Genomic DNA, 13,989 nt, shown 5'->3' on the forward strand with positions numbered 1-13,989 from the left:
CTCTGATATTCTTGCGCGAAAATACGCTTTTTTACTTAAATCATTCTCACATTCGCAAGCATAGTCTTGCTACTTCATTAATTACCAATCCAATAACACTATGGAGCGGCAATGGTTCAATATGGCTATTTCCCGCTCAGATTGGTGTCGAAACGCTGCACATTATAAACGCCTTCAACCTGTTCCAGTTTCTGGATCAGAATATCCAAGTGCCTGGTATCCTGCACGTAAAGTTTAATATCCCCGTTAAAAACACCGTCCTTGGTATCGATCGTCAGCCCGCGCATATTGATGTGCAGCTCGTTTGAAATGATCCGCGTCACGTCGTTGACCAAACCCACCCGATCGGTACCCGACAGATAGAGTCCCGCGAGGAATGCCTCCTCCTTGCCCGACCATTTGGCCTTGATAATGCGGTTGCCATGCTTGGACATCAACTCGGCCGCGTTGGGGCACGTCGTGCGGTGTATTTTAATGCCTTCGTTGATCGTCACGAACCCGAAAACGTCGTCGCCGGCAATGGGGTTACAGCATTGCGCCAGTTTGTAGTCGATCTTATCCATGTCGTCGCCGATCAGCAGCGTGTCGCTGTCAGCACGGTCGCCATGAATCTGTTTTAAATATTTGGTAAGCGCCTTGCCGTCGGTTCCCGTAGTTGGCGCGGCACTGCTGGATGCACCGTTTTCTGCTGCTTTCTTTTCCTTCGCATCCCGGTCGCGCTTGAACCGTTTCAGGTCGTCGATCGGAATATACCCCTTGCCGATCCTGTAAAAGAAATCAGTGGTGGTTTTACATTCGAAAAATGCCCTGAGCTGGTTCATTACCTCCGCGGTAGCGTCCATTCCCAGTATCTTGAGTTTTTTCTCTACGAACTGGCGGCCATCCGTCTCATACCTGCGGTTTTCCTCTTTCAGGAAATCCTTGATCCGCGCCCTCGCTTTGGAAGTTACTACAATGCGCAGCCAGTCCTCGTTGGGTTTTTGTTTGCTTGAAGTAATGATCTCGATCTGATCACCATTATTCAAAACGTAGCTGATCGGCACGAGTATACCGCCCACTTTGGCGGCCATACAATGTGCTCCTACCTCCGAGTGGATATCGAATGCAAAGTCCAGCGCCGTTGAACCGGCCTGCAACACCTTCAGTTCGCCTTTTGGAGTAAATACAAATACCTCTTCATTAAACAGATTACTACGGAATTCGTCCAAGAACTCGATAGCGGCCGTTTTATCCCCGAATCCATTTTCCAGCGTCTCGCGCACCTGCGTGATCCACTGCTCGATATTGCCTTTTACCTTCGTATCATTTCCTTTGTACTTCCAGTGCGCCGCATACCCTTTCTCTGCGATCTCGTCCATGCGCGACGTGCGTATCTGCACCTCCACCCATTGCCCGCTCTTACTCATTACTGTCGAGTGCAGTGACTGGTACCCGTTCGCCCGCGGTGTGCTCAGGAAGTCTTTCAACCGGTCGGGGTTGGGCTTGTAATGGTCGGTAACAATGGAATAGGCCTGCCAGCAGATCGCTTTTTCGCGGTCGCTTTCCGGCGGCGATTCCAGTACGATTCGGATCGCGAAAAGGTCATAAATTTCCTCAAAAGGTTTGTTCTGCTTCCGCATCTTGTTCCAGATCGAATAGATCGACTTGGGGCGGCCCTTCAATATAAAATTCAGCCCTGCCGATTCGAGATCCTGGGCGATGGGTTCCATAAACTTCGAAATAAAGCGGTCGCGGATATTTTTCGTCTCGCGCAGCTTCCTGGCAATGGCCCTATACTCTTGGGGTTCGGTGTATTTCAAATAAAGCTCTTCGAGCTCCGACTTAATGCTGTACAACCCCAGCCGGTGCGCGAGCGGGGCGTAAATGAATATCGTTTCCGAAGCGATTTTGAGCTGCTTGTCGCGCGGCATACTGTCGAGCGTCCGCATATTATGAAGGCGGTCGGCGAGCTTTACGAGGATCACCCGCACGTCGTCAGAGAGCGTGAGCAGCATTTTCCGGAAGTTCTCGGCCTGCTGCGACGAGCCATATTCAAACCGGCCTGAAATTTTCGTCAGCCCGTCGATGATCTTCGCTACTTTTTTACCGAAAAGACGTTCGATATCGTCGATACCCATATCGGTATCCTCCACGACGTCGTGCAGCAATGCCGCCACGATGCCGGTGGTACCGAGCCCGATCTCTTCCACCACGATTTGCGCCACCGCAAGCGGGTGGTAAATATATGGCTCTCCCGACCGGCGCCGCATGTCTTTATGCGCATCGACGGAAGTATAAAAGGCTTTTTTGATTAATTTAGCATCATTATCCTTCAAAAAAGGTTTGGCTGTTCTTAAAAGCCGGCGGTATTTTTTGAGGATGTCCTTACGCTCCTGTTCCAGGTCAATGTTGAGGGATTCAACCAGTTGCTCCACTGCTATATTCAAATTGGTATGCTTCACCAAAATAACAAATTTTAGCGACATTTTTCAACACGCTTTTACCCAAAGATAAAATTTCGGAAAAAGTTTGGAAGTTTTTAAAAAATAGGAATACCTTTGCACTCCCAATTCGACGATCGAGTTGAAAACGGGGTAAAGTGAGCGGGCGTGGCGGAACTGGTAGACGTGCTAGACTTAGGATCTAGTGCCGCAAGGCGTGGGGGTTCGATTCCCTCCGCCCGTACGAAATACAAGGGAATGACGGGGCGTCAGATTCCTGTTTTGTTTGGGAAATGAGTTGCTCCGTAGTATTGAAACCCGTCAAATGCCCTCAGGACTTCGTTTTGAGGGCATTTTTATTTTTTCAGTTCAAATGTAACAAAGGTATTTACCAATAGCTTAGCGACACATGGAAGTTTTGTTAGAAAAGAGTTCGCCGACCTTAGCCTCTCTGAAAGTAACGTTGACCAAGGAAGATTATCAGCCAAAAGTTGATAAAACGATCAAGGATTATTCGAAACGCGTGAACCTGAAAGGATTTCGTCCCGGCAAAGTACCATCCCATGTGATCCAACGCATGTATGGTAAAAGCATTCTGGTTGACGAGGTGAACAATATCCTCAGCAATGCGGTAAGCAACTACATCCGCGAAAACAAACTGCAGGTTGTAGGTGATCCTGTACCTGATCGCGACAAAGCGGCAGAAGTGAACTGGGACACCCCGAGCGCTTTCGAATTCAGCTACGACCTCGGTATTGCTTCCGATTTCGAAGCAAACCTGGCTGAGCTGCCCGCTGTAAAGCGTTACACGATCAATGTTGATGATAACGAACTGACTAAGACGATCGACAGCCTTCGCGAGCGTTTTGCCGACAGCATTCACCCTGAGGTAAGCGAGGCAGGAGACATGATCTTCGGTGAGTTGAAACAGGAATCGACCGAATTTACAACCCGCACAGCGATCCCTACCAAGCAGGTTAAAGAAGAAGCTGTTGCGAAGTTCATCGGTGCGAAAAAAGGTGATGTGATCACTTTCGATATTCAGGATACATTTACCGACGAGTCGGCGATCGCCCACGTAACCGGTAAAAAGAAAGAAGATATCGCTGAACTTTCTGGCGAATATACATTGACCGTTGAAGACGTAACGCGCTCTGCACCAGCTGCATTGACGCAGGAGTTTTTCGATAAAGTATTGGGGCCAGGCCAAGTTGAAAGCGAAGAGCAGTTCAACGAGAAGGTTCTTGAAATCATCAAAGGCAACTACGAGCGCGAAACAGAAGCATTGCTACGCCGCGATATCGAGACTGCATTGCTGGATTCCATTTCAATCGAATTGCCGGAAGAGTTTTTGAAAAACTGGTTGGAGCGTACCAACGAAGGCAAATTCACCCGCGAGCAGATCGACGAGCAATTCGGTGATTTCGCGAAATCATTGAAACTGAGCCTGATCAAAAACAAGATCGCCGACAAATCGGAAGTTAAAGTAGAATACCCTGAAATCTTGGCATTTACCCGCGAAATGGTGAAAGGTCAGTTCGGAATCTACGGCGACGACGAATCGATGAGAGAAACGATCGACCGCGTTGCACAAGGGTACCTTGCCGATAAAGAACGTGACAACTATACGAGCGTGTTCAACCAGGTGTTTGACAACAAGGTTCTCGAAGTTATCCGCGGCCAGGTAAGCACCGACGAGCAGACCGTAGAAGTATCAGAATTCGAAAAACTGGTGAAAGGCGAAGTGGAAGCCGAAGCCTGATTTTCAGAAATATAAAAAGCATTTTTTTTCACCGTCCCGGGTAACCGGGCGGTGTTTTTTTATTTAAAGCCAATGCGTTCGCGCTCCTCTCCTATTTGCCGGATAATGCCGTCGCCGAACAACTGCCGAAATTTCATTTTCCATTGATCCAGCTCGTTTTGCAACCGACGGTTCTCCGCCAGAATGCGGGTATTCTCCTGCCGGAGCCACTCAGTCTCCGACATGGAGATATCAATGCCCAGCAACTCCGGCAACGGCACGTCGAGCAGTTTGGCTACATTTTCAAGCCTTGAAACTGAAAGTTCGGTACGTCCGCGTTCGATATCGCCATAGGCTGTCGTCGACAGCCCGAGCATGTCTGCCATATTTTCCTGCGAAAGGCCTTTTTGCAGCCTTATCTGTCTAATTTTCTCTGATAAATTGGATGTCACGTTCATAATGTCCGATTATAATGCGTGGTACAACGTTTTTATGCTGCAATGTAATCTTTTATGATGGCTGCTGACTGTCGCATTTTTCGATAAATTGTCGCCGAAATTGACAAGGATTATTCGGTGAAATAGTCAAATTTGTGCCATGCAACCGGGAAACCAGCGGCGATATAAACAGAAACTAAGCTATATTGCTTTTTGTTCTCGAAGTCGGTTACCCTTTAACTATTGATTAATTAAAATTTAAATTTTTCGATGAATCACGGAAATGAATTTAGAAAATATGCCGTTCACCACCTGGGAATGAATGGTCTGACGGTCGACGGTTATATGAACCACACTGTTGAAAACATGACCCGTTCGGTAATCGAGGAGCGTCCTATGAACTTCCGCGAGGTCGACGTATTCTCCCGTCTGATGGCCGACCGCATTATATTTATGGGTACCGGGGTGGACGACAACATCGCCAACATCATCGTGGCCCAGCTACTCTTCCTCGAATCGGCAGATCCTAAAAAGGACATTCTGATGTATATCAACAGCCCGGGCGGTTCGGTTTATGCCGGCTTGGGTATTTACGACACCATGCAATATGTTCGCCCTGATGTAGCGACCGTATGTACCAGCCTCGCGGCGTCTATGGGCGCGGTGTTGCTCGCAGGCGGCGCGGCAGGCAAGCGCTCGGCGCTCCCGCACGCACGTGTGATGATCCACCAGCCATCGGGCGGCGCACAAGGCACTTCGGTCGACATTGAGATCACCACCCGCGAGATCGTGAAGCTGCGTCACGAACTGTACGAGATCCTTGCCAACCACACTGGTCAGACGCCAGAGCAAATTGCATTGGATTCGGACCGCGACAAATGGTTAAAAGCGCTGGAGGCAAAAGAATACGGCTTGATCGACGAGGTCCTGACCCGCGACAAATAAGCTGAATAGCCATTCAAAATATCGCCCCGGCAGTACTCTGTCGGGGCGTTTTTAGTATATGGCCTAACCTTGATTTGGTAACCCGGTCAAAAAACCGGAAATTTGTAAATAAGATAACCACTAATTGTCAATTGAAAAGGAGATTTGAAACATTACGTTCGGTCTTCTTGTTACTTTGACTCACATGTTTGTTTAACACGGCTTTTGCGTTTTTAGAGCCGGAAACATTCACCAAACTGCTAAAATCGAATCGATGGCACAAGTAAGTTGTTCGTTCTGCGGACGTAAGAAAAGCGAAGTAGATTTGCTTCTTTCCGGAATTGACGCTCACATTTGTAACCACTGCATTGCCCAGGGGCATCAGGTCGTTACGGAAGAGCTGGGACCGAAAGAGGATAAAAAAGAGAAGAAATCGAAACTTCCTAAATTAAAGCCCATTCCCCCTGTTGAAATCAAGCATTTCCTCGAACAATATGTCATTGGCCAGGACGAAGCGAAACGCTCACTGGCGGTGGCGGTATATAACCATTACAAACGCCTCAACCAGGCAAACACCGACGACGACGTTGTAATAGAGAAATCCAACATCATCATGGTAGGCGAAACGGGTACCGGCAAAACCTATCTGGCGAAATCCATCGCCCGCATTCTGCAGGTACCTTTTTGCGTAGCGGACGCGACGGTTGTGACGGAGGCAGGTTATGTGGGTGAAGATGTGGAAACGATCCTGACGCGCCTGCTCCAGGCTGCGGATTATAATGTGGAAGCTGCCGAGCGTGGTATTGTTTATATTGATGAAATTGACAAAATCGCCCGTAAGTCGGACAACCCCTCTATTACCCGTGACGTAAGCGGTGAGGGTGTTCAGCAGGCTCTGCTCAAACTACTCGAAGGGTCGGTTGTAAATGTGCCGCCGCAGGGAGGCCGCAAGCATCCGGACCAAAAGATGATCAGCCTCAACACCGACAATATCCTGTTCATTTGCGGCGGTGCATTCGACGGCATCGAACGCCACATCGGAAAGCGGATCAATACACGTCCGATCGGCTTCTCCGGCGACAACCGCATTATAGAGATCTTCGACAAAGGCAACCTGATGCGGTACGTAACGGCAATGGACCTTAAATCTTTCGGCTTGATACCCGAATTGATCGGTCGTCTGCCTGTGCTGACGCATTTGAACCCGCTGGATCGCGAAACATTACGACGCATCCTGACAGAACCGAAAAACGCTTTGGTAAAACAATATGCCAAGCTTTTCGCGATGGAAGGCATTACCCTACATTTCGAAGAGGCGGTACTCGACTACATTGTCGACCAAGCGATGATTTACAAATTAGGCGCCCGTGGTCTGCGTGCGATCTGCGAATCGATCATGACCGACGCGATGTTCGACCTGCCGTCGCAGAAAGACGTAAAAGAATTCACGCTGTCGCTCGACTATGCGAAGGATAAATTCGAAAAATCTTCCATGTCCTTACTTCGCTCAGTAGCTTAGTAGTCATTGCATTAGCATTTTTACAAGCGCCCTGCCTCTTTCAAAGAAGCAGGGCGCTTCTTTTTTCATCCCAATAATCCTATTTTTACACAAAAACACTATATTATTTAAATGGAAACCTGGCTCATAAATAAGTCGATTGTTGTTATCGGGGGTACCACCGGCGCGGGACTTTCCGCGGCACAAGCCTTCGTGCGTAACGGCGCGAACGTAGTGGTAGTGGGGCGCAACCCTGAAAGCTGCCTGATGGCAGAACTAAACCTGGGAAGCAACGCAAGGGCCAAACAGGGCGATGTTACGCAGCAACAAACAGCGCTGGATGCGATCCAGCTCTGTATCCGCGAATTCGGAAGTTTCGACGCATTATATCACGCTCCGGAAGAACACGAGGAGCCTGCGACCGACGGCCCGTTGCATCAGCTGAACCTTGAAAGCTGGCGCAAGGCACTGGATCAGAACCTAACTTCGCTGATGCTGTCCAACCAGGCCGCTGTAAGGACTTTTATGGGGATGAACAAAGGCGGATCTATTCTGAACCTTAGCCCGGAAAGCCCGTCGACGGACGGCAACCTGGCCAGCCATGCGCGTGCCACTTCGAAAGCAGCTGTGATCGGCTTTTCTAAATCCATTGCGGCGACCTATGCTGAACATGATATCCGCGTCAACGTGATCTCAACCGGGACCTCAACACCCGCCGATCTGGATGGTGCCGCCGTGTATCTTCTGTCCGATCATGCACGGTTTACGAATGGTCAGCTGCTCGTAGTCGACGGTGGCCGGAGTGTGCTGGAAGAGCAATACTAACGGCCGGTAAAACGGCTGCGCTGTGAAGAAATTGCTATAAACGCAGAGAGAATCGCTTTTTTTCTTTTATTCGCGTAAAATAGTTCACCAGACACCGTACTCCTATGGCTACCGGACCGATTGTAACCCTTACAATAAATCCTGCGCTCGACAAAAGTTCTAATGTATCGCGCATTGTCCCCGACAATAAACTGCGTTGTGACACACCCAATTTTGAGGCAGGAGGCGGAGGTATTAACGTAGCCAAGGCTATTCACCGTCTCGGAGGCAACCCGATTGCTATCTTTACCGTTGGTGGCCCCACAGGCCAGCGCCTGCACAAGCTCGTGAAAAGCGAGGGTGTAGAAACGATGGTGATCGAAACCAAACAGTGGACGCGCGAAAACTTTCACGTATTGGAAACCAGCACCGGCTTTCAGTACCGCTTCGGAATGCCCGGCACCGAAATGATGCCGACAGAAGTACGAGCGATCCTCGAAACAATGGAGGAGCTCGACCCGAAACCATCTTACATTATCGCCAGCGGCAGCCTTCCGCCGGGTGTACCCTCCGACTTTTACGGGCAAATCGCTAAAATAGCCCATAACCAGGGCGCAAGGTTCATTGCCGATACTTCCGGCGATGCCCTTCGCTATGCTACCGAGGCGGGCGTATATCTTTTAAAGCCGAATATCATTGAGCTAAGCGAGCTGGTAGGTGTCGATAAGCTGGAAATGGACGAGGTCGACGATGCGGCACGCGCACTCATCATACGCGGGCAATGCGAGATCGTGATGGTATCTATGGGCGCTATGGGCGCCATGCTCGTCACCGAAGACCAGGTGGAACACATCCCTGCTCCCCCCGTGCAACCAAAAAGCACGGTTGGCGCCGGCGACAGTATGCTGGCGGGGATTGTATGGACATTGTCGCAAGGCAAATCCTACCGCGAAGCCGTACGAATGGGCGTTGCATGTGGTACGGCTGCCACGATGAACTCAGGTAGTGAGCTATTTAGAATGCAGGACGTAAACCGCCTGCTCGACTGGCTGAACCGTTACGGAAAACGTTACTCGGCCAGCTGATCAAATCTATGTACGAACAAATAGTAAGAAATCGGGGGTACGGTCTTTTTTAAAAAAATTAAAAAGATTTGTCATGTCCGAAACACATTCCCGCCGTCAGTTCGCGAAAATTACCGCAGCTACTGCCGCAGCCCTTACTTTCAAGCCATTTTACATCCTTCACGCCAAGCCCAAAGCGGATGGCGAGGTGATTGGCCACGGTAGTCACCGCTATAAGGTGCACCAGGGCTGGGGCAACCTCGATGCGTCCCAGTTCCCGGTCAACAACTGTCATGAAATGGTGCAGGACAGCAAAGGTCGGCTGATTATGGTGGGAGATGAGGTCAAAAACAACATCCTTGTGTACGATCGCTCTGGCAAGCTGCTCGAAAGCTGGGGACACGAGTTTCCCGGTGGGCATGGTCTTACCCTATGGAATGCGAACGGAGAAGAATTTCTATTCATCAGCGATCCCAATATCGGCAAAGTCTTCAAAACAGATTTGAAAGGAAAAGTCTTGCTGACGATCGAACACCCGTCGAAAGTAGGTGCCTATAAAGAAGCCGACCCGTTCAAGCCGACCGAAACGGCCATCGGGCCCGACGGTACTATTTACATCGCCGACGGCTACGGCTCACAATGGATTTTGAGATACACCCCCAAAGGCGAGTTTATCGACAAGTTCGGCGGTTCGGGCGACGGTGACGCGCAGTTCTCCACCGCCCACGGCATTGCAATCGATTACCGCGACAAAGCCAACCCGACGCTGATAGTCACTTCGCGCGCGCACAATGCATTCAAAAAATTTACATTAGACGGCAAATATCTCAGCACCATATTCCTACCCGGTGCATATGTTTGCCGGCCGGTTTTCAAGGACGACACCCTTTACGCGGGCGTTTGCTGGTCGCGTCTGCGCTACCTTAACCAAACTCCTAATTCCGGCTTCGTAACGATTATCGACAAATCCAATAAAGTAATCTCCAATCCGGGCGGTACCAAACCGGAGTACAAAAACGGCGAGCTGCAACTGATGTTACAGGAAAAGCCGATATTCATGCACTGCCACGATGTTTGCGTAGACAACGATCACAACATTTACGTTTGCCAGTGGAATGCGAAGAAGACGTATCCGGTAAAGCTGGAAAGAGTTTAAGTAAATAGAATAGCTGGTCCGCTGGCAGATGTCAGCGGATCAGCCTGATAGTGATCCCGTTCACGACCATCGTTGAAACGGTCAGAATACCATAAGCGGCCCCGATCGGCATGATCGGTACCAGCCATGCCACCCCCACCAGGAAAGCAACGAACCCATAGCCTGCCAGCAACAAACCATACAATATCCTGATCGCCGCGTCCGACCCTTGCTGCGAATGCGTGAAAACCGCCAGGGTGGAGGTCATGATCGGGAAAGGCGTCAATATTCCGCTCCACGTCGGACCGAGATAATCGGCCGCCTGGGTCAGCACTACCACGAAAAGCGTCGCTACCAGCATCCTCAGCGGAATATCCCAGGATGGCTGCTTTTTGAAATCGGCTTTTGTTTTAGGTTTTGGAAAAAAATACAAGACGAGCGTCAGCACCACCATATTGAGCCCAACCCCAGCCGCAAGGGAAATATCCCGTCCCAGAGAAAGCAATGCAACGACGAAAAACGCCCCATAGCTAAGCAATACGGTCGGCAGCCAGCGCATCCGCGCGGAAAGTGTGGCATACACCAACGCAAAAAGCATTGTACCGATAGACCCCAGCAATGCCGAAGTGATCGTCGATGCGGCGAATGCAGCGCCGTGTTCCAATGCGATGAAAAAGGAGATCGGCCCCGCCACCCATGGAAACCCGCCGATCCAGCCGCCAAGTCCCTCGCCCCATTTGCGGACGGCCATAGTTACCCCGGCAATGAGCGGGGGCATGAGCATAATTTTGGTTAAAAGCAGATCGGACAATGATTTGATGCGGCAAAATGGAGCACAAATTTACATTTAAGGGCCTAATCCACTGAAAATTTAAGAAAATACTTCCCGATTTTAATTGCAACACAGTTGCAATCATCTTATTTTTGCAACGTTGTAACAAAAAGAGCATAACCCACTTCGAGCCGTCCCCAATGTCTTTCGCCAAAAACTTCCTTTTTACCATCCTGCTGGCGTTGCTTTCGGTTGCGGCCAATGCACAGAAACCGGCTTGCGAATGCTTCGTGAAAGGAGTGGTGAAAGACCGGCACACCAGCCAGCCCATTGTAGGTGCTACCGTGCTAATCGTCGGGCAAAGCAATGGCGTTTTTACGGATGAGAACGGCCGTTATGAGATCAGGAACCTGTGTCCGGGAAATTATACGCTTGAATGCCGCATTGTCGGTTACAGCCCGTTCCAGCAAAAGGTCGACCTGACGGCCGGGCATGAAGAAAATTTCAACCTGCTCGAACAGGAAGTGCATTTGCGCGACGTGGAAATCACGGCGCATCGCACCGATGCACCTTCCTCACAGCCGCTAACCACTATTTCCGGCGCCGATCTGGATAAAACACGCGGACAAACGCTGGGCGAGAGCCTGAAAGGCGTTACAGGCGTTACGACATTACAAACCGGCTCATCTATTTCAAAACCGGTCATCCACGGCCTGCACAGCAACCGTGTGCTCATTATGAACAACGGCATTCGCCAGGAAGGCCAGCAGTGGGGCTCCGAGCACGCGCCGGAGATCGATCCGTTCATAGCAACCAGAATATCGGTCGTGAAAGGCGCTGCCGGTGTACGGTATGGATCGGATGCGATTGGCGGTGTCATTTTAGTGGAGCCGGAAGAGCTGCCTGTCGACAAGCCGATCACCGGCGAGCTGAATGCGGTGGGCTTTTCCAATGGTCGGCAGGGCGTGTTATCCGGAACTGTGCAGGGCGGGCTAAATTTTGTGAAAGGTTTTGGGTGGCGTGCACAGGGTACGATCAAACGTGGCGGAAACATCCGCACACCCAATTATTTCCTCGATAATACGGGCATTAGCGAAAACAATTTCTCGTTGGCGGCGGGCTACCGCAATAAGGGCTTGGGCATTGATGTTTTTTACAGTCGTTTTGATACACAAATCGGCATTTTCTCCGGCTCGCACATCGGCAGCGTTACGGATTTGCTCAATGTGATCAAAAATGGTGAGCCTTTCGTGAAATCCGGGTTCAGCTATGCCATTAACCGGCCCAACCAGAATGCGACACACGAATTACTTAAAGCCGAAACACATTACCACTTCAAGGATGGTAACCGGCTGCAATGGACGATCGCTCGGCAGTATAATAACCGCAACGAGTTCGACCTGCACCGCCCCCGCAACGATAGCATAGCGGCGCTCAACCATCCCGAACTGACTTTCAAACTCACTTCATTGACAAACGATGTGGTCTGGGACCACAAACCCATCGCCGGGAAGATCAGCGGGCAAATTGGTGTAAGTACATTATACCAATACAACCTCATGAGCGGTCGCCCGCTGATCCCCAACTTTAACCAATTCAATATCGGGCTATTCTGGATCGAGCGGTATGTGACGAGCAAATGGGAGCTTGAAGCAGGCTTGCGCTACGATTACCGCACATTGAAAACCTACCGGATCGTGAACCGCGAGAAGGTTGCGGACCATTTCGATTTCGGCAATTTCTCGGGAACGGCTGGCGCCACTCGCAACTTCTACGACCGCTTTTCCGCGCGTGTGAACGTAGGTACGGCCTGGCGCGCGCCTAACGTGAGCGAGCTGTTCAGCGACGGCGTGCACCACGGCGCAGCCGCGTACGAGAAAGGCGACGCTACTTTGCAACCCGAAAAAGCGCTCAATTCGATTGCCAGCGCAAAATATGCTGCACCGAAATGGAGCCTGGAAGTAGGAGGTTATTACAACTACATATTTGATTTTATTTACCTAAAACCACAACCAGAACCCATTCTGACGATCAGGGGCGCGTTTCCGTATTTCAAATACACTCAAACCGATGCCTCTTTCAAGGGTATCGACGTGTCGGGTAGCTGGGAATTTGTGAAACGCACCACCATTTCGAGTAAACTCACCTACCTGCGCGTGTACGACGAGCGCAACGATGGTTACCTAGTTATGATCCCGCCTAACCGGCTGGACAATCAGCTGAAATACCAACTGGCCGACCGCGGCAAATGGAAGGACGGGTTTATTTCAATCGGAAACCTGCTGGTAGCCGAGCAGAAACGCGTTCCGCCGAACAGCGATTTCTTACCTCCTCCGAAAGCCTATTCGCTTTGGAGCCTTCAAGCCGGCACAACGCTGAAAGTTTCGGAAAAACAACAGCTGGAAATAGGTATCAATGTACAGAACGTGTTCAATACCGTTTACCGGGATTACCTGAACCGCTTCCGCTATTATGCCGACGATATGGGGCGCAATGCATCGCTCCGCCTGAAATGGAAGTTCGGTGCTTAGCGAAGCCCGGCTTAGCGAAGCCCGGCCTGACGAGGCCCGGCCTGAAAATGAATTTTAATACAATACATAAACCTATTACATATGAAAATGAACCGCAAGCTGACCTGGATGCTGCTCGCCGCTATGACAATGGCTTTTGTGCAATGTAAAGATTCGGGCGATGATGTGGAACCGGACGACGAGAACGAGCTGATCACTTCTGTAACATTGAAATTCACCGAACAGGGCACTTCCAACGTCAGTACTTTTTCCTATAAGGATGCCGACGGCGACGGTGGCAATGCACCTACCAAATTCGATACGATTTCACTGAAACCGAATACGACTTATACATTGGCCATCGAGCTGCTTGACGAAAGCAAGTCTCCGGTTGACGATATCACCAAAGAGGTGGAGGAAGAATCTTACGAGCACTTATTCGTCTACACGCCTTCGCCCGCGGCGCTGCTGACCTACACCTACGGCGATAAGGACAAAAACAATTACCCGATAGGGCTCACTGGCTCCGCGAAGACCGGTGCTGCTGGCGACGGAAAACTGAAAGTGCAGCTACGCCACCAGCCAGGCGCCAAAAACGGCACACCTACACCCGGCAGCGACGATGTAAATCTGGATTTTATATTGAAGGTGAAGTAAAACAAAAAGCGCTGTATCAAATATGAT

11 protein-coding genes and 1 tRNA gene are annotated in these 13,989 nt (G+C 50.3%); 9 read left to right on the plus strand and 3 right to left on the minus strand.

Annotated features, from left to right (window positions below):
- Window positions 1–125 precede the first annotated feature (125 nt).
- Window positions 126–2,465 carry a RelA/SpoT family protein gene (locus AAHB90_RS27390; RefSeq protein WP_342088441.1) on the minus strand — a complete coding sequence of 780 codons (2,340 nt, stop codon included), beginning with the start codon at window positions 2,463–2,465 and terminating at the stop codon, window positions 126–128.
- Between the two features lie 117 nt (window positions 2,466–2,582).
- Between AAHB90_RS27390 and AAHB90_RS27395 the strand changes: the two genes are divergently transcribed.
- A tRNA-Leu gene (locus AAHB90_RS27395) sits at window positions 2,583–2,664 on the plus strand.
- Between the two features lie 165 nt (window positions 2,665–2,829).
- Complete coding sequence (gene tig / locus AAHB90_RS27400; protein ID WP_342088443.1) at window positions 2,830–4,182, plus strand: trigger factor; 1,353 nt, start codon at window positions 2,830–2,832, stop codon at window positions 4,180–4,182.
- A gap of 59 nt (window positions 4,183–4,241) precedes the next feature.
- On the opposite strand, the gene AAHB90_RS27405 is transcribed toward tig, so the two are convergent.
- Window positions 4,242–4,619: a helix-turn-helix domain-containing protein gene (locus AAHB90_RS27405; RefSeq protein ID WP_342088445.1), complete on the minus strand. Its 378-nt coding sequence runs from the start codon at window positions 4,617–4,619 to the stop codon at window positions 4,242–4,244.
- Window positions 4,620–4,868: 249 nt separating this feature from the next.
- Here AAHB90_RS27405 and AAHB90_RS27410 point away from each other — a divergent pair, with 249 nt between their 5' ends.
- The 5 genes from AAHB90_RS27410 to AAHB90_RS27430 all read left to right on the plus strand — a co-directional run bounded on the left by AAHB90_RS27410 (window position 4,869) and on the right by AAHB90_RS27430 (window position 10,044).
- The gene (locus AAHB90_RS27410) at window positions 4,869–5,543 is read left to right on the plus strand and encodes a ClpP family protease (RefSeq protein ID WP_342088446.1); all 675 of its coding nucleotides are present in this window, start codon (window positions 4,869–4,871) and stop codon (window positions 5,541–5,543) included.
- A 253-nt stretch (window positions 5,544–5,796) separates the two neighbouring features.
- Window positions 5,797–7,041 carry an ATP-dependent Clp protease ATP-binding subunit ClpX gene (gene clpX, locus AAHB90_RS27415; RefSeq protein WP_342088447.1) on the plus strand — a complete coding sequence of 415 codons (1,245 nt, stop codon included), beginning with the start codon at window positions 5,797–5,799 and terminating at the stop codon, window positions 7,039–7,041.
- A gap of 111 nt (window positions 7,042–7,152) precedes the next feature.
- Window positions 7,153–7,845 (plus strand): SDR family NAD(P)-dependent oxidoreductase, encoded by a 693-nt coding sequence (locus AAHB90_RS27420; protein ID WP_342088448.1) that lies wholly within the window; start codon window positions 7,153–7,155, stop codon window positions 7,843–7,845.
- 104 nt (window positions 7,846–7,949) lie between these two features.
- Window positions 7,950–8,909 carry a 1-phosphofructokinase family hexose kinase gene (locus AAHB90_RS27425; RefSeq protein ID WP_342088449.1) on the plus strand — a complete coding sequence of 320 codons (960 nt, stop codon included), beginning with the start codon at window positions 7,950–7,952 and terminating at the stop codon, window positions 8,907–8,909.
- A gap of 73 nt (window positions 8,910–8,982) precedes the next feature.
- Window positions 8,983–10,044, plus strand: coding sequence for a 6-bladed beta-propeller (locus tag AAHB90_RS27430; RefSeq protein WP_342088450.1), 1,062 nt, complete (start codon window positions 8,983–8,985; stop codon window positions 10,042–10,044).
- A 31-nt stretch (window positions 10,045–10,075) separates the two neighbouring features.
- Here the strand turns inward: AAHB90_RS27430 and AAHB90_RS27435 are convergent, their stop codons facing one another.
- Window positions 10,076–10,801, minus strand: a complete 726-nt coding sequence (locus AAHB90_RS27435; protein WP_342088451.1) for a hypothetical protein — start codon at window positions 10,799–10,801, stop codon at window positions 10,076–10,078.
- A gap of 194 nt (window positions 10,802–10,995) precedes the next feature.
- Between AAHB90_RS27435 and AAHB90_RS27440 the strand changes: the two genes are divergently transcribed.
- Window positions 10,996–13,326 (plus strand): TonB-dependent receptor, encoded by a 2,331-nt coding sequence (locus tag AAHB90_RS27440; protein WP_342088452.1) that lies wholly within the window; start codon window positions 10,996–10,998, stop codon window positions 13,324–13,326.
- 81 nt (window positions 13,327–13,407) lie between these two features.
- Window positions 13,408–13,962 (plus strand): hypothetical protein, encoded by a 555-nt coding sequence (locus tag AAHB90_RS27445; protein WP_342088453.1) that lies wholly within the window; start codon window positions 13,408–13,410, stop codon window positions 13,960–13,962.
- Window positions 13,963–13,989: the final 27 nt, after the last annotated feature.

Source organism: Dyadobacter sp. OTU695, assembly GCF_038440355.1.
Lineage (GTDB): Bacteria > Bacteroidota > Bacteroidia > Cytophagales > Spirosomataceae > Dyadobacter.

Excerpts from the sequence above, each read along its gene's own strand:
- AAHB90_RS27390 (WP_342088441.1), bottom strand. The coding sequence starts at position 2,465 with ATGTCGCTAAAATTTGTTATTTTGGTGAAGCATACCAATTTGAATATA.
- tig (WP_342088443.1), top strand. The coding sequence starts at position 2,830 with ATGGAAGTTTTGTTAGAAAAGAGTTCGCCGACCTTAGCCTCTCTGAAA.
- AAHB90_RS27405 (WP_342088445.1), bottom strand. The coding sequence starts at position 4,619 with ATGAACGTGACATCCAATTTATCAGAGAAAATTAGACAGATAAGGCTG.
- AAHB90_RS27410 (WP_342088446.1), top strand. The coding sequence starts at position 4,869 with ATGAATCACGGAAATGAATTTAGAAAATATGCCGTTCACCACCTGGGA.
- clpX (WP_342088447.1), top strand. The coding sequence starts at position 5,797 with ATGGCACAAGTAAGTTGTTCGTTCTGCGGACGTAAGAAAAGCGAAGTA.
- AAHB90_RS27420 (WP_342088448.1), top strand. The coding sequence starts at position 7,153 with ATGGAAACCTGGCTCATAAATAAGTCGATTGTTGTTATCGGGGGTACC.
- AAHB90_RS27425 (WP_342088449.1), top strand. The coding sequence starts at position 7,950 with ATGGCTACCGGACCGATTGTAACCCTTACAATAAATCCTGCGCTCGAC.
- AAHB90_RS27430 (WP_342088450.1), top strand. The coding sequence starts at position 8,983 with ATGTCCGAAACACATTCCCGCCGTCAGTTCGCGAAAATTACCGCAGCT.
- AAHB90_RS27435 (WP_342088451.1), bottom strand. The coding sequence starts at position 10,801 with ATGCCCCCGCTCATTGCCGGGGTAACTATGGCCGTCCGCAAATGGGGC.
- AAHB90_RS27440 (WP_342088452.1), top strand. The coding sequence starts at position 10,996 with ATGTCTTTCGCCAAAAACTTCCTTTTTACCATCCTGCTGGCGTTGCTT.
- AAHB90_RS27445 (WP_342088453.1), top strand. The coding sequence starts at position 13,408 with ATGAAAATGAACCGCAAGCTGACCTGGATGCTGCTCGCCGCTATGACA.